This window comes from Antarcticibacterium sp. 1MA-6-2 (genome assembly GCF_021535135.1).
In the GTDB taxonomy this organism is placed as follows: Bacteria; Bacteroidota; Bacteroidia; order Flavobacteriales; family Flavobacteriaceae; genus Gillisia.
This window is the reverse complement of record NZ_CP091036.1, coordinates 1,021,153-1,047,086: the sequence shown is the minus strand read 5'-3', so window position 1 is coordinate 1,047,086 and position 25,934 is coordinate 1,021,153. Positions and strand designations below refer to the sequence as shown.

Genomic DNA, 25,934 nt, shown 5'->3' with positions numbered 1-25,934 from the left:
AGATTTTCATCAGGTTTGACTACAAAAGTGAAAAATAGAATGAAATTTAATAAGATCGTATGCGTAGACAAGACCAAAATTCAGGATTGGGCAATTGAGGAGCTACAGAGTCTGAGTGAACAGGAAGTTTTAAATTATACTGATTACCCGGAGAGCAAAGAAGAAATACAGGACAGGATAGGTGATGCTGAAGCAATTTTTGTGTCCTGGCACACTCAAATAGATGAAGAAATTATCGGGAAGTGTACAAATTTGAAGTACATAGGAATGTGTTGCAGTTTATATGATGATGAGTCAGCAAACGTAGCAGTGAATTTTGCGCGTGAAAGAGGAATAGTAGTTAAGGGCATAAAGGACTATGGTGATCCCGGAGTTGTAGAATTTATCGTTTCAGAATTAGTGCGTTTACTTCATGGCCTGGGGAAGCATCAGTGGAAAGAGATGCCAATGGAACTTACGAATAGAAAAATAGGAATTATAGGTTTGGGTACTACGGGGCAACTTTTAGCTCAATGCCTGCTGCCGTTTGGGGGAGAACTGTATTACTACAGTCGAACCAGGAAAGAGGAGTGGGAAGCGAGAGGAGTGAACTATTTGCCGCTGAACCACTTATTACAAACTGTAGAAATTATTTCTCTTCATCTGCCCAAAAACACTCCCTTACTTACAGAAAAAAACTTTGTCGCATTTGGTTCCGGAAAAATTTTAATTAATACCTCCCTTGGCCTACCCTTTGAAAAAGAAGCCTTTCAGCACTGGATTAATAACCCTTCAAATTTTTCGATTTTTGATGGAGACGGGAAAAAAGAACTCAATCAGGAAGTAGAAGGAAGAAATAATATTATTACTACACAAAAAAGTGCTTAGTTGGAGCGCAGAAACTCACCAGCGACTTTCAGAAAAAGTTATAGAGAATGTAAAAGAATACCTTTCAGCAGAGACTTAAATAATATTTTTAAATGACATTGAGGGATTTCTCGGTATCTGAACTTTTTCTTGTTTCCATGAATTCAACACACTTTGTTATCGAACTTATAGAAGAGGGGTGAGGAGTCCTATTGTAATAAGTATCCAGATCCCATAGACCACAGTTGCTCCAGGAGTTGAGATCGTCCCAATCTGGACGGTCAATAACGGGATAAATACAAATTCCTCTAAGGTCAACTCCCATAGACATTGCACGATCACATTCCAAAGAGATCTCTTCTAGCCATTGAGAACGAAGATCCCCGAAATGTCCGGTTTCTGTAATAATTGTGGGTTTATTATATCTTTTGTAGGCCTTGAACAAAAGCTTTGAAAAGGGGGTCATCTTGTTTCCGGCAGATGGCCAGGCAAGGATGGGTCCCTCGTGTTCCCATTGATTATTATAGTAATAATTAAAACCTACCATATCGAAAAGATCTGGAGAACCTCCCAACTCAGGACAAAGGCTGCCACTTATAATATCCATGGCCTGGTGTTGGTGTGAATTTAGTTCTTCCAGTTCTTCATTGGAAATTTCAAGTTCTCCTCTGTGAATTTCAACCAGAGGTTCAACTAAAATAATTTTACAGGAATCATCGCTTTGCTTCAGGACTTTTATACCTTCTATTGCTGCCTTACAAAGGTGATATTTTATATCAAACCCACTGTTAACAGCAAAGGGTACGGTCCCTCTCACATCCCCGGAATGCCAGGAGAGAAAGCTTATTTCATTTATTGGGACCACCAACAAAGGGTCTTCGCAGTACTTCTTATGAAATAGCGCAAATGCCCTGCAAAGTGACATAAATCTTGAAGGAAACAGGGGATGAGTGGGTACAAGCCCATCAGGATATCCAAAATGACATAGATCCCACATAATTTGTATTCCCAGCTCTTTTGCTGCATCTATTCTGGGTTTTAAAGAACTAAAATCCAGAACGTAAGGAGATTTTTCTACTGTACTCCAGCAAATTCCTTCACGAACTACTTTTATTCCCACATCTTTAAGCAGGGAATAATCTTCCCTGGCCCTAAGGTGATGTTGAGTTTCCTCCAGCAGGTTTATTCTTTTTCCTGACCGATTGATATGATCTGCACATTCGAATCCGCCAAAGAAAAAGCTATTGAACCCTGTGAACTGTTTTCTTTTCATTGCGTGCGATTCTTGTTCTTTTAGATTTACCTTCAAGATTTTTAAAAAGATCCAGTGCATTCTTAAATGCCTGATCCATATTAAAATATTTATAATTTGCCAGCCTCCCTACAAAGTAGATATCCTTCAGCTGGTCAGCCTCTTTTTTGTACCGCTCATAGATCTCCCTGTTTTTTTGATTTGGTACAGGATAATAAGGTTCGCCTGTATCTACGGTAAATTCTTTTACTATTGTAGTTTTACCCGCTTGTTGGTGACCAAAATGCTTGTACTCAATAATACGAGTGTATTCTACTTCCATTCCGGGATAATTTACAACAGAATTTTCCTGAAAAAAATCCTTGTTAACTGTTTCGCTTACAAAATTGATAGAGCGATATTCTAACTTGTCTTCAAGGCTATATTTAAATTCAAAGAACCTGTCAATAGGACCAGTATAAAATAATTTAGAATATCCTTCTATCTTATCCTTTACGTCAAAGTAATCTGTGTTAAGTTCTATATGAATGTTTGGGTGAGAAAGTATCTTCTCGAACAATTTAGTGTAACCGCCCTTTGGTAATGCCTGATATTTATCTGAAAAATACCTGTCATCATAGTTTGTCCTAACCGGGATTCGGTCAAGTACAGAAGCATCTAATTCCTCGGGGTATTTATCCCATTGCTTTTTCGTATAATGCCGGAACATTTTCTCATATAATTCCGGACCTACTTTAGAGAGTACTGCTTCTTTTCCATTCTGCGGATCCTGAATATCAATTCTGTTCTTTTCCAGCCAGTCTTTCATCTCTTCTTCCGAAGAAATATTTTCATTAAATAGCTTGTTAACAGTAGTGATATTTACCGGGATAGGAACCAGCTTGCCATCTACTTTAGCAATAACCTTATGTTCCCAGTCGTACCATTCAGAAAATTTGTTTACATATTTCCAAACCTCTTCTTCATTAGTGTGAAATAAATGTGCCCCATATTTTGAAACTAAAATTCCGTTCTCGTCTATATAGTCATAACAGTTCCCGGCGATATGAGATCTTTTTTCCAGAATTAAAACTTTTTTTCCAATTGCAGCATATCTTTCTGCCAGTACAGCTCCAGATATTCCCGCCCCAATAATTAGAACATCTACTTTCATTGTGCTTTCGTTTTTAATAATTGTTTCATTTGAGCAGCTGTTGAATCCCACGAGGTGTTGTTCAAAATAGTATTGTATTCACCTGTTGTTTGGCTACTCTTGTTGTCATTTAATATTTCTTTAATTTGTTTGGCAAATTCTTCAGCAGTTGCAACAATGGGAATGCAGTGACTGTAGTCTCTTTGTACATCTTTTATTGCAGTGGAGATTATAGGTTTTCCTGCGGCCATATATTCCAGAGTTTTAGTAGGGCTAATAAATTTTGTGGCATCATTAAGTGCGAAGGGCATCATAGCTATATCAAAGGCTTTTAAGTAATTAGGCAATTCCTTATAAGATTTCATTCCTAAATAGTGAATATTTTCCTCCCTTGGCAGATCCTCCTCTCCAATTTTTGCGAGAGGTCCAATCATAACAAAAGAAATTTCGGGTTGAAGTAAAGCAGTTTTATGTAGGAGGTCCAGATTAATTCTTTCGTCTATTACGCCAAAATAACCTACGATAGGACTTTTGATATTTTCTATATCCCCTGGAACCGGGATATTTGTTCTTGCTTTTTCAAAATGTTCTCTTTCTACTGAACTTGGGAAACAATGGACATTGTTGTGATGTTTTTCTTTAGATTCGTAAAGAGATTTTCCCCCTGTAAAAATTACATCAGCTTCAGAAATCAGGAACTTTTCCTGATGCATTAATTCAGGAGCTGCACCTTTAAAAAGTGATAATTCATCCATACAATCATATACAACTTTCTCAAAATTAAAGTCGGCTAAAAGAGGGCTAAAAGCAGCAGAATAGAACCACGCCACCTCTGGTCTACTGTCTTTAAGTAATTTTTCCAGGATGGGTTTAATTGAAGCAATATCTTTAACTCGGGGTTTTAGAATATGAAGATTTTCATTTATGATTTCCAGTTGATATTCTCCTTCCTCATTTATATTATATCCTATGGGTTCTTCAATGAAAAGGATTTTATAATCTTTTGCCATCCTGCTAATGAGGTGTTGCGGACGTTGATAAACGAATTCCCACCTCAAGTGACAAAAAACAACCATAGTGTATTCCTGTTGTTCTTTTTTAAATTCTTTACTAAGTAATTTTCTTTTGGAATTTTTTTCCTGCTGGACTGGTTTCTTTAACATAGACTAATCTTTTTTGAGCATACGAGGGTTTTCCCGCGACAGAAAAAACTATTCTGCCAGGTTCATACCAGGTACATAATTGTTATAAATAAAAGTTTAAATTGAAATCCCCATCACTGATTTCAGAGGGAAGTGCTGCTCAGTGAATTGTAAATTAAAAGTAGAACCTCAACCAAAAGATTCAAAATCAATTGTGAATTTATTGGGGAAAATTTTTAGCAAAATTAACAGGTAGGTGCAGGAAAAGCTGGAACCTAACTCATGTTTAATTTCCGGGATTTGAAGATCCTTTTAATTTAAATGAAGGTAGGGAGATTTCATATCTCACAACCACCAGTCTTATTATTATGATGATAAGTGAGGTAATAACATAAATGACGTCTGTATTAACCCCAAAAGAATATAAGATGATAAAAGCGAGGCCACTAAGTAAGAGATGCTGTGGCATATATTTCTTTTCTAAAAATTACGGGAATTTCTGTTACCAGAATGTCCCTTATAACACCACCAAAGGTTCCGGTCATGGTACCAAGGGCAATACAAACGATAGGATCGAGGTTATTTCTAAGTCCCATTTCTACGCCCGTTATTGTAAATACTCCAAGTCCAATAGTGTCAAAAAGGAAAAGAGATGTTTTAAGATGGTAAATTTTATCTCTAAAAATTATTGTGAGTACAGTCACCACCCCAATTAGATAAAAATATATATTATCCTCCATCCAGGTTACTGGAGTGTTTCCTATGAGAATATCTCTTAGCGTTCCACCACCTATTGCTGTCACAAATGCTATAATGAAGATTCCAAAAAGATCTAACTTCCTGTTCATTGCTGCCAAAGCTCCCGAAATGGCAAATGCAATAGTTCCCAGGAGATCGAGGGTGTAAAAAAGTGAAATTTCCATAAAGAACAAATATAATTTAAAAGCAGTAATAAGTGAGGAGGTTTATTAAAAAGGAGATTTTTGAGAATAGGCTTATAATACTTATATTGTTACTAAGGTAGGAGTTCAAAAACTATGGGTTTTACCGTAAGGTTTTACTTAAAGTTCCTACTTTTACAATATTAAATAAATACAGAAATGACCGATAAACTGGAAAGAATAAAATGTCTAATAATTGGCTCGGGACCTGCGGGATATACAGCGGCTATTTATGCTGCACGAGCAGATATGCATCCTGTAATGTATACAGGAATGGAACCCGGCGGCCAACTTACCACTACAACTGAAGTTGATAACTTCCCCGGTTATCCCCACGGAGTTGATGGACCTTCAATGATGATAGACCTTCAAAATCAGGCAGAGCGGTTTGGGACTCAGGTGAGAATAGGAATGGTGACTGAAGTTGAATTTAACAAAGAACCGGGTGGAATTCACAAAGCCCAAATAGATAATGCCAAATGGGTAGAGGCAGAAACTGTTATTATTTCTACAGGTGCAACAGCAAAATATTTAGGTTTACCCAGTGAACAAAGATTAAGAGGTGGGGGAGTATCTGCCTGTGCAGTATGCGACGGGTTTTTCTATAAAAATCAGGAAGTAGCTATTGTAGGTGGGGGAGACACTGCTGCTGAAGAGGCCACTTACCTGGCAAATATTTGTAAAAAAGTGACAATGCTTGTGAGAGGTGATGAAATGAGAGCATCTAAAGCAATGCAACACCGGGTTACCAGCACGAAAAATATTGATCTTCGCTATAATACTGAAGTTGATGAAGTAATTGGAGAACAAGTCGTGGAAGGTTTGAGGATGGTCAATAGTAAGACTGGAGTAAAAGAACAAATAGAAATTACAGGTTTATTTATAGCAATTGGCCATAAACCAAATACTGATATTTTTAAGGGGCAGTTGGATATGGATGAAATGGGTTATCTTATTACTCCCGGAAAATCTACAAAGACAAATATTCCGGGTGTTTTTGCTTCTGGAGATGTACAAGATAAAGAGTACCGCCAGGCTATAACTGCTGCGGGTACAGGTTGTATGGCCGCACTGGATGCAGAGAGATATTTGAGCGCTGTTGAGGAAGTTTCAGAAAAGGAAATTACAGCCTAAACACAAGAAAGTATAAAACAAAAAAGTCCCTGAAAGGGGACTTTTTAATTTGTGGGTAGGTACATAGATCTAACAAACTCTAACCGGACTGTAATAATATACTTTTTCACAATCAAACCACTGGCTCTCTTCTTCAGGTAAAAATACTGTAAAGAAATATTCTTTTATTTCTAAATTCTCTTTAGGCAAGGAGGATAACACACTTGGGGCTTCTTCAGCAATGCTAAAGCTGCTTAAAATTGCAGTTATTAATAATTGAATTAAATTATTCATAATTTTTAATTTTTTGATTCTTTCCTGTAGCTCCTACCTCGTTGAATGGGTTACCTTCCTGTTTTTTAAAATGTGACCTCAATGTTTACCTCATCTGTAGTATCTGCAGGAGTGCTTAGAGTATCTTCTTCTATCTCTCTTTCTTCCCAGGATTCATCGCTTTCAGATTCGGTTTCCCAGTTATTTAATTCTTCCTCGGGACAATCTTCACAAACAGCAGAGTTGGTTTGAATCTTCAGAAACTTTTCTTCAGAGTCGTAATTGAGAATATTCCCGAAGTAATCTGATGACCTGTGGAAGGATGAAATATTTTCTTCAGCATAAAGGGTGCTTCCTTCAGGTAAATAAACTACAACTCTAACTTCCTGATTTCGGAAATTCTCCTTAAGATCTGATGTTAAATAAGAATCCAGGAGAAGCTTTCCGTCTTTAAAACTGGTAGAGTAATTTATTCTTTCAGCTCGATCTCTGGCATTTTTCATATTTCCACCCTGGGCAATTTTAATAATTTCGATACGTCCTGTAGAATCTCTTGTTGATTTTACTACCAGTCTTACATCTGTAGTATATATAACCTTTTGATCATTCTCATCGTATTTCACTGATACATCTCCATGAAAAGGACCCGAAGAAAACTGTGGATTACTGTTCATCGATAGATACAGCGTGTCCTGAGAAGTTATGGGCAGGGTCTCGGTAAGAATAACTTCACCAGTAAAAGCTCTTTGCGTAGCTTGTTGTATTCCTATAACGGCAAGCCCTATAACAGAAAGTAACCATAATCCTAGTAGAACCAGTTTAGCAGGAGTTCCAATGGTCTTTAATTTTTTAACCAGGATCTTCAGTCCTAAAATGAACAGAAAGAAAAATGGAATTCCTATTGCAAAAAAGACTAACAAGGACACCACCCAAATGGGGACACCTATTGCAGTCATTTCAATATAATCGGCCCAGGGAGCTTCAAATAAGCCAAAAGTACCTACTGTAAATAGGCCAATGAAGAGTCCAATAAGAGTTGTTCCGGCAATTAGGAGGAGCATTACTCCAATTAATTTTACAAAAATGTTGAGAATAAAAAGAATTACAGACCCCAGACCTGTAGCGGCAGAGGAGGCTCCGTTTTTGGCTTTGGTGCCGTACTTTTGATAATCTACACTGCGTACTCGTCCTGAGACATCTTCAAATCCTTCTCTTATCTTTTTCTCAATATTAGTTATATTGACTTCTTCACCTCGCATGGACAGTTTATCGGCAGTGGTTTTTGCTTCGGGAACAAAGATCCATAAGGCAATATAGATAAGGATAAATGCACCACTGGACAGAATAGTCAATAAAATCCAAAGTAATCTAACCCAAAGGGTCTGTATGCCAAGATAATGGCCTAAGCCCGATGATACACCTCCAATATAGGAGCGCTCTGTATCGCGAAAAAGTTGTTTTCCGGAAGTACGGGGACGGGAATAAACAGGTTCATCTTCAAAGATTTCCTCATCAACCATATAATCTTCAGGTTGACCCATAGTGGCAATCACTTCGTCAACTTCTTTAGAGCTTACGACCTGGCGATCATTTTTAAGTTTCTCACTAAAAAGTTCTGCTATACGTGCTTCTATATCTGCAATAATCTCCTCCCTGCCCTGGGTATTCATTAAAGAGCGCTTAATAGCCTCCAGATAGTGCTGCAATTTGGCATAAGCATCCTCGTCTATATGGAAGAATACGCTAGCAAGATTTATATTTACTGTCTTATTCATGATTCCTGTTTTTTTGGGTGGTTACAATGGTTACAGCTGTTTGAAGTTCGTCCCAGGTATGGGTTAATTCTTTTAAAAATATTTTACCATCTGCTGTAAGTCCGTAATATTTCCTTGGAGGACCGCTGGTGGATTCTTCCCACCTGTAATTAAGAAGTCCGGCATTTTTGAGGCGGGTTAGAAGGGGGTAAATGGTTCCTTCAACCACGAGCAGCTTAGCGTCTTTGAGCGTTTCTAGGATTTCTGCGACATATGCATCGTTGTCTCTAAGCACTGACAGGATGCAATATTCCAGAACGCCCTTGCGCATCTGCGCCTTGGTGTTTTCAATGTTCATAACATTTAAATTTGAGTGTTGTTAAACTGTTCATTTTTTGATTGATGATTTTCAACCGAAGTTGGAGTGATGAAATTGATGGTAAATGGATAGTTGTAAGCTTCGCCGTTACTCGCTTTTACTGTTGCAGTTATAACAGCCACTATTTCCAGGATAAATAAACCTAATAACAGCAAGCCAATTATACCTATAAAAATAAGAAGGGGCACAGCCTGGGTGAGTTGAAATAATTCGTGAAAATGATTATGGAAAATTAAATTGTCCAGCGAGTCTAATTTTACTCCTATAAAAATAATTCCCGCTATTCCCAGGCAAACCAGAAAGATAAAGTACAAAAAGATGCTAATTTGAAAATTTAGCGCTTGTTTGCCGTGATGATCAACAAACGGGTCTTGTTGTTTTGCGGTCCAAAGTACTAATGGAAAAATAAAATTTCCAAAGGGTAAAAAATACTTTGAGAAAGTTGAAATGTGAATAAAGGCGGCGATGGTTTTGTCAGGATTTTTGAGTGATGATTCCATGATGAGTTATTTTCTTATACAAATATATGGTCAAAGAATGGTATTATGCAAAACAAAGTACTAAATATTCTGAAAATTTAACATTTCGGTATATCTGAAAAATTGAATACTTTTAAAAAAAACTACTATGAAACTCTCTCCCGGCAGGCTTAATAAGTATTTAATGCTAAAACTTCCCAGTGCCTGGATTTGTGGAGTGAGGGTAAGAGAGATCAATGATACTACCTGTAAAGTAGAAGTGAAGCACTTAAGTGGATAAACCAAAACCCTTTTAATTCTATGTATTTTGCCGTACAGGCTATGGCAGCGGAGTTAAGTACAGGTGCTTTAGTAATGAATGAAGTAAATAAAAGTGACAGGAAAATCTCCATGCTGGTAGCCCAAAATAAATCTTCTTTTTCTAAGAAAGCTACAGGAAGAATAAGCTTTATATGTGCAGAGGGCCAAAAAGCAGAAGAGGCAGTAAACAGAACAATAAATACTGGATTAGGTGAAACCTTCTGGATGAAATCTATAGGTATAAATGAAGAAGGTATAGAAGTCTCTGTCTTCGAGTTTGAATGGACAGTAAAGGTTAAAAGTTAATTATTAGTAGGTTTTAGTTTATGTCTAAATAGTTATTCCCATCAAGACTCCAGAAATCTTAAACTTTAACCTGAACCTAAAACTATATTTTTGTAACAGAAACTTCCAAAGCGGTACTAATAACTTATAAATAACATTAACAACTAAATCATGAATGCACACGAAATAGATTATCAAATATTTGGAGAGGAGATGCAATATGTAGAGCTTGAGCTGGATCCACGGGAAGCAGTAATTGCTGAAGCAGGTAACTTCATGATGATGGATAGCGGAGTAAAAATGGATACAATCTTTGGAGATGGTTCCAAACAAGATGAAGGATTTTTGGGAAAAGTATTGGGAGCAGGTAAAAGATTGTTAACTGGCGAAAGTCTTTTTATGACCTCTTTTACTAATGAAGTACAGGGAAAGAAGAAAGTAAGTTTTGCATCTCCTTATCCTGGTAAAATTATTCCAATAGACCTTACAAAGTATAGTGGAAAATTTATTTGTCAAAAAGATGCTTTTTTATGTGCTGCCAAAGGCGTTTCTATTGGTATAGAATTCAGTAGGAAGTTAGGAAGAGGATTCTTTGGCGGGGAAGGGTTTATAATGCAAAAGATCGAAGGTGACGGAATGGCATTTGTGCATGCGGGAGGAACAATGGCTCGTAAAGAATTGCAACCGGGGGAAAAGTTAAATGTCGATACGGGATGTATTATTGGTTTTACCCGTGATATAAATTATGATATAGAATTTATTGGAGGTATCCGCAATTCCCTGTTTGGAGGGGAAGGACTATTCTATGCTTCCCTTACTGGTCCAGGAATTGTTTACGTACAATCCTTACCATTTAGCCGATTAGCGAATAGAGTCCTGCAAGCTGCACCACAAGGAGGTGGAAAAGATAAAGGAGAAGGCAGTATTCTAGGGGGATTAGGTGACGTTATTGGAGGAGACAGGAGATTCTAAATGTTAAAAGTGCCTAACTATATCGTTGTAGTAAATATTATGAGTATATTTAAACACTTTAAAAAAGAACATCATTGCTTCACTTTTACTTTTCTAAACTTTATTCAATCCTAAATAATTTCAAATTATGGCGAGAGCGATGTTTGAATACACCAAAACTATACTTTCCAAAGTGAGTTTTGATGCGGTATTGTTCTGCAAAGAAGTAAAGAAGGCACTCCAAAGATTATTACCTCATGAAATTGAGGAATTAAAGATCTGGATTGTTTCTTTAACCAGGCAGAACCCCGAATTAAATCAGTGTCTAATCCTTTTAAATTAAATAAAAAGCGGCCCCCGGGCCGCTTTTTATTTTTAGATATAAATGCCCGGGTAGGGCTTATCTCATTAAGTATAAATACGTGTTTATCTAAAAAATACTACAGGGATTTACCATACAGAAATTAATTTTCTTAGATCAAACCTCAGGTTTCCTGTGTTGTTTTTTCTAAATAGAGCCTTTTTTTTATACTGCTTTATGAGCTAGCCAGGGGAAACAATACATAAATTATAAGCAGGTGTTTTATTTAATCTTTCTGCTTTTTTACAGGACTAATAATTTTTATGTTTTGATAAGTTATAGCTCCTTTAATAACTCCTGCTATAGTACTTCTTAAAGCTTCAATAATTTGAATTTTTAGTTCGCTTTTATTAAAAATAAGACTTACCTCTCTTGCTTAAGTGCGGATCTTTAAACATTTTAAGTCTTTTGCTTTCACTGTCTCTCATTTCAAGCGTGTGGAGGTATGGTAATAAAGTCATTCCCAAACCTTCATTTGAAAGTTTTACCAAAGTTTCAAAACTTCCACTTTCTAATTGAAAGTTTTCTCCCTCATAATTTCGGGAAGCTTTACAAAGATTGACAATCCCATCTTTAAAACAATGTCCATCTTCAAGTAAAAGCATATCGTCAATATCCAAATCTTCCACCTCAATTTTTTCAGGTTTTGAGAGCCTGTGACCTTCTGGAACATAAGCTACAAATGGTTCATAATAGAGCACCTGCTCTTTTATAGTAAGTAATTCCAGAGGTGTGGCTGCTATGGCTGCATCAAGATGCCCATCCCGTAATCTTTCTACAATAGCCTCGGTATTTAACTCTTCAATCTTCAGTTTTACTTTGGGGTACTTCTTAATGAAATTGTTTAGGAACATTGGCAATAAAGTGGGCATGATCGTTGGAATTACTCCCAGGCGAAAGGGCCCACCTATAAAACCTTTTTGTTGATCAACGATGTCGTGAATGCGTTCGCTTTCGTTGACTATATTTCGGGCTTGCGTTACAATCTTACGGCCAGTCTCTGTTAACTGAATTGGTTTCTTTGTCCTGTCAAAAATCTGCACATCCAACTCTTCTTCAAGTTTTTGGATCTGCATACTCAAAGTGGGCTGAGTAACAAATACTTTTTGCGCTGCTTTGGTAAAGTTTTGGTGCTCAGCAACGGCTAATACATACTGTAATTGGGTGATAGTCATGATCGTCAATTAAAATCAACCTCAAAGGTATTGATTTTTTCTATTCGATATTACCCTATCTCCTAATTTCATCTATAGTTTAACGTGTAAGTTTAATGTTAAATTCAAGAGGTTGACCATTGACTTCAAATTTTGCATCACTCCATACCGGGGGACCGTAGGGATTTATTTTATTATTGGAAATGCCATAATTTTCGGTTGGCATCCCAGAAGAATCAAAGTCCATTCTGGAATTGTCATTCTCATCATGAACGACCGTGATTCCGTAGAAACCGGGTCCAATATTTTCAAAGGTTACAGTGGCTTTTCCATTTGAAATTTTACTGGTTAAGGTATACTCGGGCTTTGCTTTCATAAAAGTTTCTTCGGAAGACAGGCTTACTATAAGAGTTCCTTCACTAGATTGTAAATTTTCTACAACTACAGTAATACTTGTTGCTTCGTTTAAATGTGTGGTCTGCTGAAACATTAGCAATGAAAAAAATAAAATAACAGTTGTCATAACTTTTGATTTTGAGATTAGTACAAAACAAAACTACCAGAGTTCTTCAGGTAAGAAAAATGCAAAGGGCTGAAGTGTGGAAATATAAGGACGAATTGTTATATAAGTCCCCGGGCCTTTATCTCGAGATATTTATTGATAGTGTTTACAGTAAGATCTTCAGGTTTTGTAAGAACAGTTTGGATACCGTGTTGTTGAAGTTTTTTTGCCATTAATCGTTTTTCAAAAGCAAAATCTTCAGCAATTGTTTGATGAGCAATATCAGGAATATTATCAGTTTTTGCTTTTATAACCTTGTCTAATTCAACATTTTCAAAGAAAATAACCACCAGAATATGTTGTTTGGAAAGAGCCTGCAGATAAGGCAAATTCCTGTCCAGCCCATTCATGTGCTCAAAATTCGTGTAGACCAGAAGAAGACTTCTTTGCTTAATTTTTCTCTTTACCCAGGCATACAGTAATCCAAAATCAGTATCTAAAAACTGAGTGTTTATATTATAAAGATTTTCTAAAATTTGGTAAAGGTGAGACTTCTTGGAGTTCGCTGCCAAAAGGTTTCCCGTTTCATTGGAAAATGAAAGCATTCCTACCTTATCTTTTTTCTGGAGAGCAACATTTGAAAAAGCGAGTGTACTATTAATAGAATAATCTAATAGGCTAAGGCCGTTGAAAGGCATTTTCATTACACGCCCCGTGTCAATGAGAGAATAAATTGGCTGGGCTTTCTCATCCTGGTATTGATTAACCATTAGGCTTGCCTGTTTTGCAGTGGCCTTCCAGTTTATACTTCTTACATCGTCTCCAGCTACATATTCTTTTATCTGTTCAAACTCCTGGGTGTGTCCTATACGCCTAATTTTTTTTAATCCCGGTTGCTTAAGCTTGTTATCTATGGCGAGAAAATCATACTTTCTCATTTGAATAAAGGAAGGATAGACCTTGGTAGCCTGGTCTTCATTAAATATGAGTCGCTTCTTAACCAATTTCAGGACTGTGGAGACATATACGTTTAATTTTCCGAAGTAATATTCTCCACGTTCCACGGGTCGTAAAGAATAACTAAAATCTGATTTTCCTTTAGCTGAAATTGAGAGAAGTTGTTTAAAATCTCTCTTTTGAAACTGAATAGGGATTTCATCAATAACTTCTACAAATACCTTAAAGCCGAACTTAGTTTTCCAGATTTACATAAATTGAATTTTTATCTGAATTTGACAGCTTTTCAGGAACTATTCGTTTTGCAGATATTCCTTGTTTTTGATAAAGACTAATAGTATCAATTAAAATAAAAATTACCAAAAGTACTGCCAGGATCCAGGTGGGTGCATACAAAAATGGAAACCAGTATGAAAACAGAAATAAAACTGCTATACTAAAGACAGCGGTGAAAACCCGCTGGTGAAAATAAAGCGACTTCAGGAATTTAACCACTTACCTGGGAATTTCTATAGTGTTGGCAATAATATCTATCACATTCTCCTGTGTAATCCCTTCCATTTCTTTTTCCGGAGATAAGATAACTCTGTGTGCAAGTACAGGAACAAGAACTTTTTTAATATCCTCGGGAATTACAAAATCTCTACCTTCAATTGCTGCCATTGCTTTGGATGCATTCATAACAGCGATGGTTGCACGGGGAGAGGCACCAAGATATAAATGAGGATGATTCCTTGTTTTTATTACCAGTTGAGTTATGTAGGTGAGCAGTTTTTCTTCTACCAATACTTCCCTAATTTGTACCTGTAGCGCCAGGAGCTTTTCGGGGGTAAGAACAGGAGTAATTTCAGCTTCAGGAAGAGCACCTTTCCTCTCGTGGTGTGACTGGAGGATTTGCATTTCCTCTTCGGGAGTGGGGTAATTTACTTTAATCTTGAATAGAAACTAGGTCTAGTTGGGCTTCCGGCAGCGCGTAAGTTCCTTCCTGTTCAATTGGGTTTTGAGTGGCAAGTACCATAAATGGAGGTTGCATAGCGTACTTTTTACCATCTATTGTAATTTGTCGTTCCTCCATAACTTCAAAGAGCGCAGCCTGGGTCTTTGCAGGTGCCCGGTTGATCTCGTCAATTAAAACTATGTTGGAAAAAATAGGACCCTGTCGGAATTCAAAATCTGATGTTTTCGCATTTAAGACCGATGTTCCCAATACGTCACTGGGCATAAGATCTGGAGTGAACTGGATCCTGCTAAAATCTGTTTCCAAAGTTTTTGCAAAGAGCTTGGCTGTTACCGTTTTTGCCACACCCGGAACGCCTTCAATTAAAACATGTCCATTTGCCAGGAGACCTGTGATAAGTAATTCCACAAATTTTTCCTGTCCTATAATTACTTTCCCCAGTTGAGTTTTTAGATCCTGAACTGCCTGTTGAAGATCTTCCAGAGGTATTCTATTACTAAAGTTTATTTCGGAATTTGGTTCGGGGTTTCCGGTAATTTCGTTTTCCATTATGTTATTGTTTATAGGAATCAATCTTTTGATTAAGGTCCTGTAATTCTTCTTTGGTTATTTCGGTTTTGTTGGTGATCTCCTGAAATTTTCTGAATAAGTATTTTGTATCTTCTTCGGTATGGCTACTTTTTTCAGCTAATTCTTTATAAAATTTGTCTTCTTTCCAATTGGAAAAGATCCTGTACCTGTTTCTAAGGTAGTCATTAAAATGATCTATTTTTTTTATGGCAAGTGCCTTATAATCTTTCTGCTCCAGGTAGAGATCTGCTATTGTACGGGAGTATTCATAGGTTTGATTCTTCAGGGGGTTTATGACAGGAACAGGTCGCTGTTTTCTTTTCCCCTCAAAAATTATAAATACAATACATCCCAGGAGAAGGAAGTAATACGCCCATTTTAAGGCGCGGTTATTTAAAAGCACATATAGTGGTGAAGTAAAATAGGTTTTTCCTGTTTTGTAGTACCCATCCCAATATACTGTTTCGTTTTTTGGCAAATATGAAAGTATTCCCTGGGCATACCTGTAATTGGAATTGGTGAGAAGAAAATAATTACCAAAGGCTTCGGGAAAGGTGTGAAGGTATAAAGTTCCCTTACCCCAGGAGGATTTTAGAAAAACAGGATAGGCATCTTTGGGATCCTTAAAGAATTCCAAATCTGCTACCCCCAGCAAAGTATGTTTAAGGGTATCAATTTTGCTGAAGTACTCAAGACCTACATCATGGGAGTACTGGTAAGGTTCAGCACTTCTAAGATCGGGATTTACAAGATCGAGGTATGGCATTGAGGTAAAATCTTCACCGGGAATATAGGTCTTTGTCTCTAATTTGAGAGTGTCAAGAAGGTTCTGGCCAAAATAACCTGCTGAAAGAAAAACAGTATTTCCCGATTCTATCCATTTCAAAAGCTTCTTTAATTCGGCATCATCAAAATCGAGATAATTGTTTAGAAAAAAATAAGTTCCTGTAGGACCCTGCTCCAGAAATTCAAAAGGAGGTAGTTCAATTTTCTCAATAGGTATTGTTGTATTTTCTTTCCAGGATTCATAAAATACATAACTACCCAGCGCAATCTTATCTGTCTCGAGGTAGCTGGGATTCCAGTTTACAGGCTGCGGCTCAGAGGCTTCCAGGTAGGTAAGAAATAAGACCAGAAGAAGGAAAAGTCCAAATGCAATCTTGCCGATCTTACTCATTTCCTGCTTGGTTTTAGCAAAGATTTAAAATTTAAGAATGAACTTTGTACCCGCGAAAAATCTTCAGCAGTAACAGGGAAGTTTCCATACCAGATGAAGTCGTAAAGCCGCATTATTTTTTTTAAAGGACTTTTGAATTCATTATTTACTTCAGCTAAATATTCTGAATCTGTTTTCTGGTATTCGTAATTTATTAAATCTTTATCATCGAGAATTCGTAATAGCTGCAGGTAATAATATCTCACCGCCAGCCTGTAGTCACCACTATTGATCGCATTTTCGATCAATTCTGAAATATCTCCTGAGCGTACTAATTCTTCTTCTTCGTTAAAACTTACCTGTGGTGCTTTTTGTTCCTCCAAAATGGATGCTCCGGGATTCAGTTTCAGAAAAAGCCACACGAAGAAACCCAGGACCAAACCTATAATGAGGTAAGGTAAAATTCTTAACAGGAAAGCGAAAAAAGAATTGGGTTCATACTCTCCAAATAACCAGCTGGTGAGCTGATTAAACTTTAGATCCAGCCACCTCTTAAACCTTGTCCACCAGGAATCATTCTCAACTTCCTCTAAATAAGCAAAAGCACTTTGCTCTTTATAAGCCTCTATTTTTTCTGAATCAAATTCTACTGGCTGCCGGGGAGACACAGTATCATACTGCACTCCAGGTTGACTTATACCAACAGAATCCTGAGCAGCAAAATGACTTGTGCTGTAAAAAAACAGTAAAAGAATGATCAGCCGAATATTCATACTTAATTTCCCAGGTTCTCGATAGTTTCAAAGGTTCCAGTAAGGTTTTTATGTTCATTGAGATTAAAATATATAAACCCAATGGCTATTACCGATATAACCGAAAGTAAATATTGAATAACTGAAGAAATTACATTCAGGACTAAAAACGGCCAGTCTGTAAATGCAGAGGGATCTGCAACCGAACCTTCCTGTACCATTGTAAAAGTTTTTACGATCATGTAGATAATTAGCGGAATCTGGAAGACCAATCCAATGATGTACACCAACATCATTATAACCAGTAAAGTAAGAAAGGTCATCCACCAATGATTTTTTACCAGATCAAAAGAGTAAGAAATAGCATCTGTAACGCTATATCTTTTAAAGACCAGTATAGCAGCTGCCAGGCTAAGTGGCACCATTACATAAATACCGGGAATCACAAAAAGGACTAATCCTGCCAGAATTAGAATTCCCGTAAGGAAGAATAACAAAAGTAATTTTAAAAAGTCCTCTTGTACTCCCTGCTTAACGGCTTCATCTACTACAGCACCATCATTCTCCACATAAGATTTTATATAATGGAAAACAGTGCCGTACAGGGCGGAGTAGAATAACAGCAGGGCAAAAGCAAGGACTGAGAAAGAAATTATAAAATTTCCAAATCCGTTACTAAGAGCTTCAAAAGGGCTCCCGGCTACAGACCAGGTATAGTATCCTAAGGCGGCCACCATAATTAAAAAAAAGGGACCTGTCACTTTTAAAATATTCCTGAACAGTGCTTTATAATTTTCTCTTATAAATTTAAATGTTACCGTAAGAATGTCTCCTAATTCTCTTTGTTTCTTAAACTGTATGTAATTTGTCTTTTGCATTATGGGCTTTATAATTTAGAAGAATAGGATAGTAAACGTAATAAAATAATATTAGCAATAAAGAAGCACATATAATAAGGATTGCAAGCCAGTCTGGCATCCCGGTTAACCTGGTAACAAATCCCTCAAGAAAACCTGCAATTATAAAAAATGGAATTGTACTTAAAACAATTTTCAGGCCTTGTTTTACCCCTTTCACAAAAGAAGTGAGACGCGTGTAGGTACCGGAAACAAAATACTCTTTCCCACAACCAAACCTGCACAACCAGCAATAACTATAACCGAAATTTCAATAGTTCCATGTATCCATATCGTCCTTGCAGACTCCCATAATAATCCCTGCTCATAAAAAAAGTATTGAAAGGACCCAAGCATAATAGCATTTTGCATAAGCACAAAAGCAGTTCCTAAGCCCGCAAGGATGCCAAACGTATAAGCCATAAGCGCCACTCTAATATTATTGATGGTGATTCCCAGAAACATATCCAATTCTCCCATTTGTTTGTAAACGGCCATAGGATCTTCATTAGCAATGTTCTCCAGCGTCATATTAATATATGCATCTCCCAAAATTGCCCTTACAAAAGCGCCATCGCCTGAAGCTGAAAAAACATAGCAGCTACAAAGGTGGCAAAGATCGCAAAGCTGAGTAAAAGTTGCTTTTGATGACCATAAAACATCTTTGGAAAGTCCCTGGCGTAAAAATTCCAGAAGACATTCCCGGGTTCTTTTCTATTGGTATATATCTTTTGATGGGCAGTGGCTGCCAGCCCGTTTAAATAAGTAACAGTATTACTACCGGAATAAAATGTTTTGGCAAAGCTAAGGTCATCGGTAATTTCCAGGTATAACTTTGAAATTTCTCCGGGAATTACCTTTTTTTATTGCGAAGCTCCTGCTCAAATTTCAGCCATTTATTCTTATTTTGCTTCACGAATGCAGCCTCGCGCATAGATACAGGTATTTGTCTCAAAGAAACGTATTAAATGGATAATTTTCAAATAGAAACTGCTCAAAATATTGGTATACATCAAAACGTTGCGGGCATAGGTGAACGTATAGTAGCCTTTATAATAGATTCTATTATTCTCATCTTTTATTCTATATTATCTTCCCTTGCTATAGCAGGATTGGGCCTTGACGGTGGGGAACTCTGGGTTTATTACCTCGTGATAGGATTACCTCTTTTTTTATACTATTTGCTATGGGAAACCTTCAACAACGGTAGAACTCCGGGAAAAGCAGCAATGCAGTTAAGAGTGGTAAGAATGGATGGGGCAAGGCCGCGATTCAACCAGTACATTGTTAGATGGCTTCTTAGAATTATAGATATAAGTTTAACCAGTGGGGGAGTAGCGGTAGTGACTATTCTCTTAAATGGAAAGGGTCAACGGCTTGGAGATCTGGCAGCAGGCACAACCGTTATTACAGAAAAACAGCAGGTTGGGCTTTCGCAAACCCTTTTAATAGATCTTCCTGATGACTATGAGCCTTCCTACCCACAGGTAACAGTTTTAAAGGATAAAGACGTGCAGGAGATAAAAAGATTGTATACAGATGCGAAGCAATTTGGAAACCAAAAGATTATAGATATTCTATCTAAAAAGGTTTCGGAACTTCTTGAGGTAGAGCCCAGGGAGCGACCTTATGATTTCATCCAGATCATCCTGGAGGATTATAATTACTATACGCGACAATAATTATTCAAGCACCTCTACATCAATATAAATATTCAATAAAGGCCATTCCCCCTCTCCAACTTCCTGTTGGGCAATTTCATCTACTACATCCATTCCACTAACCACTCTGCCAAAAACGGTGTGGTCGTTATCTAAATGATGTGCACCGCGATCACTTTGTACGATAAAAAATTCATAAGGTGAAGAAGCTTTACTCACATTTTGCTCAGCGTATTTTGCTGCGGAAAATGCGCCACGAGTATGCTTGTGTCCCGCCTCAAATTCACTGGGAATTAGAAAAGATCCTATGTTGGTTCTCTTTTTACTGGTAGAAATATTGTCAGAATTTCCCCCCTGAATAACAAAGTCTTTAGCTACCCTGTGAAAGAAAGTATCATCAAAATATCCCTGTTTAGCCAGAAAAATAAAATTTGCCCTGTGCAACGGAGTATCCCGGTAGAGCACTACATCAATATCACCAAAACGGGTTTTGATCCTGACCCTGGTCTGAGGATTTTCTTCTCCGTATTTAGTTAAGAACGGAATTAACTCTTCCTGTACCAGCATAGGTCCCTCCCGGTAAGGAGTTTTCTGATCTTCTTTTCCTGCTGGGGCTGATCCTTTCTTCTCTTTTTCTTTGATAGTGTCTTTGCTTGTGAGAGTAGGGTTTGATGGGGAATCTACATTACTATTATTCGACTTTTCCTTATCTTCACAACTTGCAAAAATTAGAACAACCGCGACAAGCAGGATTGAAAAGTATCTTCCCATGGATTTTAATGAATTTAAGTATAGGATAACAAATTTAGCAAAATTAGAACTTCCCGGGGAGGAAGCCCAGCACAAATTGGCTCCGGTCCTTCGCATACAGGAGATGGAAACAGTGGATTTTACTAATATTAATCCGAATAAAGCGGGAGTGTTGGCAGTGTTTTATCCTGATGCACAAAATCAAACACATTTCGTGTTAATCCTTAGAAAAACCTACAGGGGAGTACATTCTAATCAGGTGGGTTTTCCGGGAGGAAGGGTGGAAGATCTGGACAGGGATTTGAGACATACAGCTCTTAGGGAAACTGAAGAAGAAGTAGGTATTTCTCAAACCGATGTTGTTGTGGTCAAAGAATTAACCCCCTTGTATATCCCGCCAAGTAATTTTTGGGTATATCCATTTATAGGTTATGTAGAAAAGACTCCACTATTAATTCCACAGGAAAGTGAGGTGGAGCTTGTTCTTGAAATTAATCTGGATGAGTTCCTTGATGATAAGAATTTAATAAATCAAATTCTAACCACTTCTTATGCCGATGAGATAGAAGTGCTTAGCGTTTTCATTGAATGGCCATGTGGTTTGGGGTGCAACTGCTATGATGTTGAGCGAAATAAAAGAATTGCTTAAAATGCTGCTGTAATAATTGATTTTTTATATTTGCTCCCGCTTTTTATTGGTAAATTGGTAATATCCGGCAACTCGCAATAGTATGGGATTGTTCAAAAGAAATCCATTTGGTCATATACTTTTCATTAAAAAGTGGCTCATAAGGATTTTTGGTGTTCTCACTCACCGAAGGTACCGAGGGTTTAATGAACTTAAAATAGAAGGTTCTGAAATTATAAAGAATCTTCCCCATACTAATGTCCTTTTCGTCTCTAATCACCAGACATATTTTGCCGATGTTACGGCAATGTTTCATGTATTTAATGCCAGCTTAAGTGGAAGGGTAGATTCGATAAAGAACGTGGGATATCTATGGCAACCAAAGCTTAATATTTATTATGTAGCTGCAAAAGAAACTATGCAGGCGGGATTATTAACCAGGATCATGGCCTATGCAGGTGCTATAACAGTGGAACGTACCTGGCGGGCAAAAGGAGAAGATGTCCAAAGGGAAGTTAATCTAAATGATTCTGAGAATATTGGTATTGCTTTAAAGGACGGGTGGGTAATAACTTTTCCCCAGGGCACCACAAAACCATTTAAACCTATTAGAAAAGGTACCGCTCACATAATAAAGCAACATAAACCCATTGTTATTCCAATAGTAATAGATGGATTTAGAAGATCTTTTGATAAGAAGGGCATAAGGATCAAGAAAAGAGGAATACTTCAGTCTTTTCAGATTAAACCGCCGCTGGAAATAGATTACGAGAATGAAACTATCGAGCAGATTGTGGAAAAACTGGAATACTCTATTGAACAGCATCCCTCGTTTTTAAAAGTAATTTCAAAGGAAGAATTGCAGGCAATGGAAGAACTGAATAAAGCGAGGCGTTGGGAGTATTAATTTTTCACCTGATCCCACTTTTAAAAACTCCCCTCTTATTTATTTCGAAAAGCTGATGCTGGAATTTGTTTTCCGCTTCAGCATTTATGCAGGAGTTTTTTCTTCTTTATGAGACACGGGAACAGGTTGGGTTACACTATTGTTTCCTTCCTGTAATACAGCATTCATTTCTGCCTGCATTTCTTTGACGGTTTTGGTACTGCCGTCGTGACTCCAGCCTGGAGGTCCAAATACATACATGAACTTATGATACCAATTTTTTGATTTTTTGGTGTCTCTCCAAATATTTTTATACTCGTGAGATAAGATCACCCAGATATTATATGAATTAGGCGGGGTAGAGACTCCATATTCTATTTCAATAGTATCATCAAGCTCCTTCCAGGTGCCAAATATTCGGTCAAAAACGTTTAAAATTCCTCCGTGATTTTTGTCCATATATTCCAGGTTGCGGGCGTGATGTACCTGGTGCATTGTATGGGTGTTTATAAATTTTTCTATTATCCCCAATTTGGGTACATATTTAGTGTGAAGTTGAAATTGCCATAAAGCTTCTATACCTAAACACACCGCAAGCATCTCAGGAGGAAAACCAATCATTACGATCCAAACGTAAAAGAACGGTTTATACAAAATGGTAAACCAGCCATTGCGAATAGCGGTTCCCAAATTAAAATTATCTGAAGAATGATGTACAATGTGTGCTGCCCAAAAGAACCTTATCATATGGTTTTGACGGTGAAACCAGTAGTAGGTGAAATCATCTGCCAGCATGCATAAGATCCACACATACCAGGCGTAGCCAAAAGAATTCCATCCAAAAATATTCTCCCTTACTCCATCAACTACAGGATTAAAGATTTCATACACAAAATTAAAGATGAGAATAATGGCCACTGTTTTTACCAGGGCTCCCAGTACTGCAGAGCCTATCCCCAGCATTAAACTGGAGGTAAGGTCTTTCCATTTATAAAGGTCTTTATTATCGTGCGACCTGCTATAGGTAAGTTCTAAAAGGATGAGGCCCAGAAAAACAGGCACCCCATATACTAATGGGTTGGTAAAATCCATAAAATTTGCTTATTGAGTAAAGATTATCCGGATATTCCAAAGTTAGCAATAAGCCTTTCTATAGTCTAATTATTTGTAGATTATCTTCTAAATTATATTGTTTAGGAGTCAAGCTTTTTAAGTTCTTTATAATTTCTGTTTAGTCTTTTTAGGAGGATACCATAGAGTAGCCTGTAAAAAACCCAAACCAATCCCAGTAGTAGAGCGAAAAATATTGCCATGATTCCCAAAAATATAACCCATTGAGTGAGAGTGAAGGTATATTTGGAAACTTCCTCCACCTGGGTATTTTCAGAATGAAAACTGAAGGCAAAGCAGGTAAATACTAAAGACGTAATGGCTGTTGAGATGAGTACATATCCAATATAATATTTAACAGTCTTGCGAGTCCTTAAAATATTTTCCATTAAGGTGGAAGCATTATCTGTCGCAGAAATTTTCCTGTAATTCTTGTAAAACCTGTAAATAAAATAGAAGGTTATACTATAACTTATAACATAAGAGACGATAGTAAACTCTTTGAGGTGGAGTCTTTCCATTTCATTCCAGTAATCATTATCGGCAAGGAATATTGTAACAATTCCCCAAAACAAGAATTCAATTATGCTTATTACAAATATCCACTTAACTATAGAGGATGATCTCTTCCATAGCATATTATAAATTTCATCATAGCTAAGCTTAGGATAATTAACATCCTGCTTTTGCCAGTCTTTTTTTAATAATTCTAATTCATCCATATTATTTTACGGATTAAGTATATTTTTAAGTTTCGTTTTGACCCGGTTCATTTTTACTCTTGCATTCACTTCAGTAATACCTAAAGTTTCCGAGATTTCCTTGTAATTTTTGTCTTCCAGATATAAAAAAATCAGGGCCTTTTCAATGTCATTTAATTCTTTTACCGCACTATACATCAACTTTAATTGCTGCTCTGTAGCATCATCATATTCCTCAACATGGATTCTGAAATGAACAGAATCGTAATCCTGAGTCTGAATTCCTCGCTTTTTCTTACGATATAGTGTAATTGCCGTATTAAGAGCTACCCGATACATCCAGGTGCTAAATTTTGCGTCTCCTCTAAACTTAGGATATGCCTTCCAGAGTTGGATCGTTATTTCCTGAAATAAATCGTTATGTGACGCCTGATCGTTGGTATAAATCCGACAGATTTTGTGCACAATGTTCTGGTGCTTTTCCAGATTGCTCACAAATTTATGTTCGAGTTCCTTGTTCACTGAAGAGGGTTAACAGGATATATGTCTTACCAGGTTAGTATTTGTTACAAAGATGCTTTAATAACTCCTTAGATTATTAATATTTTAATCCGCTCCAGGCATTTCTATAGCGAAAAATTAATATGAACATTTAATCTTCCATTATTTAAGTCATAACTTTGGAAAAACCTCGACATGAATATTCCCAAAAGTGAATTACCCCGCATAGTAATTATAGGAGGTGGGTTTGCAGGAATCAGCCTTACAAATAAGTTACTTAAGGAACAAGTACAAACGGTTCTTCTGGATAGAAATAATTATCACACATTTCAACCTTTACTTTACCAGGTTTCCACCTCTGGCCTGGAGCCTGATTCCATAGCATATCCTTTGAGAAAAATTACACGAGCCAGTAATCGTGCTTTTTTTAGAATGGCCGAGGTCCAAAGTATTGATCCGGAAGCCAGAGTTGTTTATACGAATATTGGAGAAGTTGGCTATGACTATCTTGTTATCGCCACAGGATCCCGTACTAATTTCTTCGGAAATAAAAGTATAGAAAAGAACGGGATGTGGATGAAGACCATTCCGCAGGCACTAAACATACGCAGTTTAATTCTGGAAAATCTTGAGCAGGCAGTTATAACCGATGATCCTGCCGAAAGAAAAGCGCTACTTACATTTATTTTAGTTGGTGCGGGTCCTACAGGGGTAGAGCTAAGCGGTGCTATTGCAGAACTACGAAATAATGTGGTGCCCAATGACTATCCCGATATTGATACAGGCGAAATGGAAATTCATTTACTGGAAGGGCTGGGCCGGGTACTTCCTCCTATGAGCGAAGAAGCTTCAGCCAAAGCTGAAAAATTTTTAAAGGAGCTCGGCGTCCAGGTGCACGTGAATACAATGGTGGAATCCTACGATGGAATTACAGTCAAAACAAATACCGATCGCGAATTTAAAACCTCTACGTTTATATGGAGTGCAGGTGTTACCGGAGCTCCTGTGAAAGGATTAAATGCTTCAGCTTTAATTGAAAAAGCTAACTTAAGTACGAAGTAAATACATTTAATCAGGTAAATGGATACGAAAATATTTTTGCAATAGGTGATATAGCGGTCATGCAAAGCAGCGATTACCCAAGGGGACATCCTATGGTTGCTCAACCTGCAATACAGCAGGGTAAACATCTTGCAAAAAATTTAATGAGGATCTTAAAAGGAGAAAACCTGAAACCTTTTAATTATAAAGATAAGGGTACTATGGCCACCGTAGGTAGAAACCGGGCTGTAGTAGATCTGGAAAATTTTAAGTTTGGTGGTTTCTTTGCCTGGTTCATCTGGATGTTTATTCACTTGTGGTATTTAATAGGTTTTCGAAATCGTTTAGTGACATTTTTTAACTGGATATATAATTACGTTAATTATGATAAGGCATCAAGGCTAATCATTAGGCCGTTCAAAGGCAATGAAAAGCGAATGGAGGATAAAAAGGCGTAATAATTATATTTAATATTTCTTTTTTACATTTCAGCTCCCAAAAAC

At 37.2% G+C, this 25,934-nt stretch carries 22 protein-coding genes and 7 pseudogenes; 9 read left to right on the top strand and 20 right to left on the bottom strand.

The genetic code is table 11. From position 1 onward, the window contains the following. Positions 1–27: 27 nt before the first annotated feature. Positions 28–867, top strand: a complete 840-nt coding sequence (locus LZ575_RS05340; RefSeq protein WP_235329588.1) for an NAD(P)-dependent oxidoreductase — start codon at positions 28–30, stop codon at positions 865–867. Positions 868–955: 88 nt separating this feature from the next. On the opposite strand, the gene LZ575_RS05335 is transcribed toward LZ575_RS05340, so the two are convergent. The 4 genes and pseudogenes from LZ575_RS05335 to LZ575_RS05320 all read right to left on the bottom strand — a co-directional run bounded on the left by LZ575_RS05335 (position 956) and on the right by LZ575_RS05320 (position 5,295). After that, complete coding sequence (locus tag LZ575_RS05335) at positions 956–2,119, bottom strand: hypothetical protein (protein WP_235329586.1); 1,164 nt, start codon at positions 2,117–2,119, stop codon at positions 956–958. Continuing rightward, entirely contained in the window at positions 2,088–3,251 is a 1,164-nt protein-coding gene (gene glf, locus LZ575_RS05330; RefSeq protein ID WP_235329584.1) for a UDP-galactopyranose mutase, read from the bottom strand. The genes LZ575_RS05335 and glf overlap by 32 nt, the downstream gene beginning before the upstream one ends. Continuing rightward, positions 3,248–4,393 carry a glycosyltransferase gene (locus LZ575_RS05325; protein ID WP_235329582.1) on the bottom strand — a complete coding sequence of 382 codons (1,146 nt, stop codon included), beginning with the start codon at positions 4,391–4,393 and terminating at the stop codon, positions 3,248–3,250. The genes glf and LZ575_RS05325 overlap by 4 nt, the downstream gene beginning before the upstream one ends. Positions 4,394–4,658: 265 nt before the next feature. Next, positions 4,659–5,295 (bottom strand): annotated as a pseudogene (locus tag LZ575_RS05320) (trimeric intracellular cation channel family protein). 177 nt (positions 5,296–5,472) lie between these two features. On the opposite strand from LZ575_RS05320, the gene trxB reads away from it, so the two are divergent. Beyond that, a complete protein-coding gene (gene trxB, locus LZ575_RS05315) occupies positions 5,473–6,447 on the top strand; it encodes a thioredoxin-disulfide reductase (protein ID WP_235329580.1) in 975 nt (324 codons plus the stop codon). 69 nt (positions 6,448–6,516) lie between these two features. On the opposite strand, the gene LZ575_RS05310 is transcribed toward trxB, so the two are convergent. The 4 genes from LZ575_RS05310 to LZ575_RS05295 all read right to left on the bottom strand — a co-directional run bounded on the left by LZ575_RS05310 (position 6,517) and on the right by LZ575_RS05295 (position 9,332). Next, positions 6,517–6,720 carry a hypothetical protein gene (locus LZ575_RS05310; protein ID WP_235329578.1) on the bottom strand — a complete coding sequence of 68 codons (204 nt, stop codon included), beginning with the start codon at positions 6,718–6,720 and terminating at the stop codon, positions 6,517–6,519. A 65-nt stretch (positions 6,721–6,785) separates the two neighbouring features. Then, on the bottom strand, positions 6,786–8,474 hold the full coding sequence (locus LZ575_RS05305) for a PspC domain-containing protein (protein ID WP_235329576.1): 1,689 nt from the start codon (positions 8,472–8,474) through the stop codon (positions 6,786–6,788). Next, a complete protein-coding gene (locus LZ575_RS05300; protein ID WP_235329574.1) occupies positions 8,467–8,811 on the bottom strand; it encodes a PadR family transcriptional regulator in 345 nt (114 codons plus the stop codon). The genes LZ575_RS05305 and LZ575_RS05300 overlap by 8 nt, the downstream gene beginning before the upstream one ends. A gap of 5 nt (positions 8,812–8,816) precedes the next feature. After that, positions 8,817–9,332, bottom strand: a complete 516-nt coding sequence (locus LZ575_RS05295) for a DUF4870 domain-containing protein (RefSeq protein WP_235329572.1) — start codon at positions 9,330–9,332, stop codon at positions 8,817–8,819. A 127-nt stretch (positions 9,333–9,459) separates the two neighbouring features. On the opposite strand from LZ575_RS05295, the pseudogene LZ575_RS05290 reads away from it, so the two are divergent. The 3 genes and pseudogenes from LZ575_RS05290 to LZ575_RS05280 all read left to right on the top strand — a co-directional run bounded on the left by LZ575_RS05290 (position 9,460) and on the right by LZ575_RS05280 (position 11,190). After that, positions 9,460–9,917: pseudogene (locus LZ575_RS05290) on the top strand (DUF4442 domain-containing protein). A gap of 150 nt (positions 9,918–10,067) precedes the next feature. Then, positions 10,068–10,868 carry a TIGR00266 family protein gene (locus LZ575_RS05285; protein WP_235329570.1) on the top strand — a complete coding sequence of 267 codons (801 nt, stop codon included), beginning with the start codon at positions 10,068–10,070 and terminating at the stop codon, positions 10,866–10,868. 127 nt (positions 10,869–10,995) lie between these two features. Next, positions 10,996–11,190 (top strand): hypothetical protein, encoded by a 195-nt coding sequence (locus LZ575_RS05280; protein WP_235329568.1) that lies wholly within the window; start codon positions 10,996–10,998, stop codon positions 11,188–11,190. 244 nt (positions 11,191–11,434) lie between these two features. Here LZ575_RS05280 and LZ575_RS05275 read toward each other — a convergent pair. The 8 genes and pseudogenes from LZ575_RS05275 to LZ575_RS24220 form a co-directional block, all read right to left on the bottom strand. After that, positions 11,435–12,383, bottom strand: a pseudogene (locus tag LZ575_RS05275) (LysR family transcriptional regulator). Between the two features lie 79 nt (positions 12,384–12,462). After that, positions 12,463–12,885: a DUF2141 domain-containing protein gene (locus tag LZ575_RS05270; protein WP_235329566.1), complete on the bottom strand. Its 423-nt coding sequence runs from the start codon at positions 12,883–12,885 to the stop codon at positions 12,463–12,465. A gap of 98 nt (positions 12,886–12,983) precedes the next feature. Next, a pseudogene (locus tag LZ575_RS05265) lies at positions 12,984–14,316 on the bottom strand (DUF58 domain-containing protein). Continuing rightward, positions 14,317–15,328, bottom strand: a pseudogene (locus tag LZ575_RS05260) (AAA family ATPase). A gap of 4 nt (positions 15,329–15,332) precedes the next feature. Then, positions 15,333–16,526: a DUF4350 domain-containing protein gene (locus LZ575_RS05255; protein WP_235329564.1), complete on the bottom strand. Its 1,194-nt coding sequence runs from the start codon at positions 16,524–16,526 to the stop codon at positions 15,333–15,335. Next, entirely contained in the window at positions 16,523–17,278 is a 756-nt protein-coding gene (locus LZ575_RS05250) for a DUF4129 domain-containing protein (RefSeq protein ID WP_235329562.1), read from the bottom strand. The genes LZ575_RS05255 and LZ575_RS05250 overlap by 4 nt, the downstream gene beginning before the upstream one ends. Before the next feature lie 2 nt (positions 17,279–17,280). Next, complete coding sequence (locus LZ575_RS05245) at positions 17,281–18,135, bottom strand: hypothetical protein (RefSeq protein WP_235329560.1); 855 nt, start codon at positions 18,133–18,135, stop codon at positions 17,281–17,283. Then, positions 18,107–18,618, bottom strand: a pseudogene (locus LZ575_RS24220) (stage II sporulation protein M). The gene LZ575_RS05245 and the pseudogene LZ575_RS24220 overlap by 29 nt, the downstream one beginning before the upstream one ends. 503 nt (positions 18,619–19,121) lie before the next feature. On the opposite strand from LZ575_RS24220, the gene LZ575_RS05235 reads away from it, so the two are divergent. Then, positions 19,122–19,835, top strand: a complete 714-nt coding sequence (locus LZ575_RS05235) for an RDD family protein (protein ID WP_235329558.1) — start codon at positions 19,122–19,124, stop codon at positions 19,833–19,835. On the opposite strand, the gene LZ575_RS05230 is transcribed toward LZ575_RS05235, so the two are convergent. Beyond that, positions 19,836–20,585, bottom strand: a complete 750-nt coding sequence (locus tag LZ575_RS05230; protein WP_235329556.1) for a peptidylprolyl isomerase — start codon at positions 20,583–20,585, stop codon at positions 19,836–19,838. Between LZ575_RS05230 and LZ575_RS05225 the strand changes: the two genes are divergently transcribed. Together LZ575_RS05225 and LZ575_RS05220 are read left to right on the top strand one after the other, a co-directional pair. Then, the gene (locus tag LZ575_RS05225) at positions 20,584–21,213 is read left to right on the top strand and encodes a CoA pyrophosphatase (protein WP_311195993.1); all 630 of its coding nucleotides are present in this window, start codon (positions 20,584–20,586) and stop codon (positions 21,211–21,213) included. The two genes, LZ575_RS05230 and LZ575_RS05225, sit on opposite strands and share 2 nt — an antisense overlap. Positions 21,214–21,295: 82 nt before the next feature. Further along, a complete protein-coding gene (locus LZ575_RS05220; protein ID WP_235329554.1) occupies positions 21,296–22,099 on the top strand; it encodes a 1-acyl-sn-glycerol-3-phosphate acyltransferase in 804 nt (267 codons plus the stop codon). A gap of 84 nt (positions 22,100–22,183) precedes the next feature. Here LZ575_RS05220 and LZ575_RS05215 read toward each other — a convergent pair whose 3' ends face one another. The 3 genes from LZ575_RS05215 to LZ575_RS05205 all read right to left on the bottom strand — a co-directional run bounded on the left by LZ575_RS05215 (position 22,184) and on the right by LZ575_RS05205 (position 24,411). After that, positions 22,184–23,170, bottom strand: a complete 987-nt coding sequence (locus LZ575_RS05215) for a sterol desaturase family protein (RefSeq protein WP_235329552.1) — start codon at positions 23,168–23,170, stop codon at positions 22,184–22,186. A gap of 101 nt (positions 23,171–23,271) precedes the next feature. Then, entirely contained in the window at positions 23,272–23,910 is a 639-nt protein-coding gene (locus LZ575_RS05210) for a hypothetical protein (protein WP_235329550.1), read from the bottom strand. A 6-nt stretch (positions 23,911–23,916) separates the two neighbouring features. After that, positions 23,917–24,411, bottom strand: a complete 495-nt coding sequence (locus LZ575_RS05205; RefSeq protein ID WP_235329548.1) for an RNA polymerase sigma factor — start codon at positions 24,409–24,411, stop codon at positions 23,917–23,919. Positions 24,412–24,585: 174 nt separating this feature from the next. Between LZ575_RS05205 and LZ575_RS05200 the strand changes: the two are divergent. Then, positions 24,586–25,889 (top strand): annotated as a pseudogene (locus LZ575_RS05200) (NAD(P)/FAD-dependent oxidoreductase). Positions 25,890–25,934 lie beyond the last annotated feature (45 nt).

Coding starts and splice junctions, on each gene's coding strand:
- LZ575_RS05335 (WP_235329586.1), bottom strand. CDS start 2,119: ATGAAAAGAAAACAGTTCACAGGGTTCAATAGCTTTTTCTTTGGCGGA.
- glf (WP_235329584.1), bottom strand. CDS start 3,251: ATGAAAGTAGATGTTCTAATTATTGGGGCGGGAATATCTGGAGCTGTA.
- LZ575_RS05325 (WP_235329582.1), bottom strand. CDS start 4,393: ATGTTAAAGAAACCAGTCCAGCAGGAAAAAAATTCCAAAAGAAAATTA.
- trxB (WP_235329580.1), top strand. CDS start 5,473: ATGACCGATAAACTGGAAAGAATAAAATGTCTAATAATTGGCTCGGGA.
- LZ575_RS05310 (WP_235329578.1), bottom strand. CDS start 6,720: ATGAATAATTTAATTCAATTATTAATAACTGCAATTTTAAGCAGCTTT.
- LZ575_RS05305 (WP_235329576.1), bottom strand. CDS start 8,474: ATGAATAAGACAGTAAATATAAATCTTGCTAGCGTATTCTTCCATATA.
- LZ575_RS05300 (WP_235329574.1), bottom strand. CDS start 8,811: ATGAACATTGAAAACACCAAGGCGCAGATGCGCAAGGGCGTTCTGGAA.
- LZ575_RS05295 (WP_235329572.1), bottom strand. CDS start 9,332: ATGGAATCATCACTCAAAAATCCTGACAAAACCATCGCCGCCTTTATT.
- LZ575_RS05285 (WP_235329570.1), top strand. CDS start 10,068: ATGAATGCACACGAAATAGATTATCAAATATTTGGAGAGGAGATGCAA.
- LZ575_RS05280 (WP_235329568.1), top strand. CDS start 10,996: ATGGCGAGAGCGATGTTTGAATACACCAAAACTATACTTTCCAAAGTG.
- LZ575_RS05270 (WP_235329566.1), bottom strand. CDS start 12,885: ATGACAACTGTTATTTTATTTTTTTCATTGCTAATGTTTCAGCAGACC.
- LZ575_RS05255 (WP_235329564.1), bottom strand. CDS start 16,526: ATGAGTAAGATCGGCAAGATTGCATTTGGACTTTTCCTTCTTCTGGTC.
- LZ575_RS05250 (WP_235329562.1), bottom strand. CDS start 17,278: ATGAATATTCGGCTGATCATTCTTTTACTGTTTTTTTACAGCACAAGT.
- LZ575_RS05245 (WP_235329560.1), bottom strand. CDS start 18,135: ATGCAAAAGACAAATTACATACAGTTTAAGAAACAAAGAGAATTAGGA.
- LZ575_RS05235 (WP_235329558.1), top strand. CDS start 19,122: ATGGATAATTTTCAAATAGAAACTGCTCAAAATATTGGTATACATCAA.
- LZ575_RS05225 (WP_311195993.1), top strand. CDS start 20,584: ATGGATTTTAATGAATTTAAGTATAGGATAACAAATTTAGCAAAATTA.
- LZ575_RS05230 (WP_235329556.1), bottom strand. CDS start 20,585: ATGGGAAGATACTTTTCAATCCTGCTTGTCGCGGTTGTTCTAATTTTT.
- LZ575_RS05220 (WP_235329554.1), top strand. CDS start 21,296: ATGGGATTGTTCAAAAGAAATCCATTTGGTCATATACTTTTCATTAAA.
- LZ575_RS05215 (WP_235329552.1), bottom strand. CDS start 23,170: ATGGATTTTACCAACCCATTAGTATATGGGGTGCCTGTTTTTCTGGGC.
- LZ575_RS05210 (WP_235329550.1), bottom strand. CDS start 23,910: ATGGATGAATTAGAATTATTAAAAAAAGACTGGCAAAAGCAGGATGTT.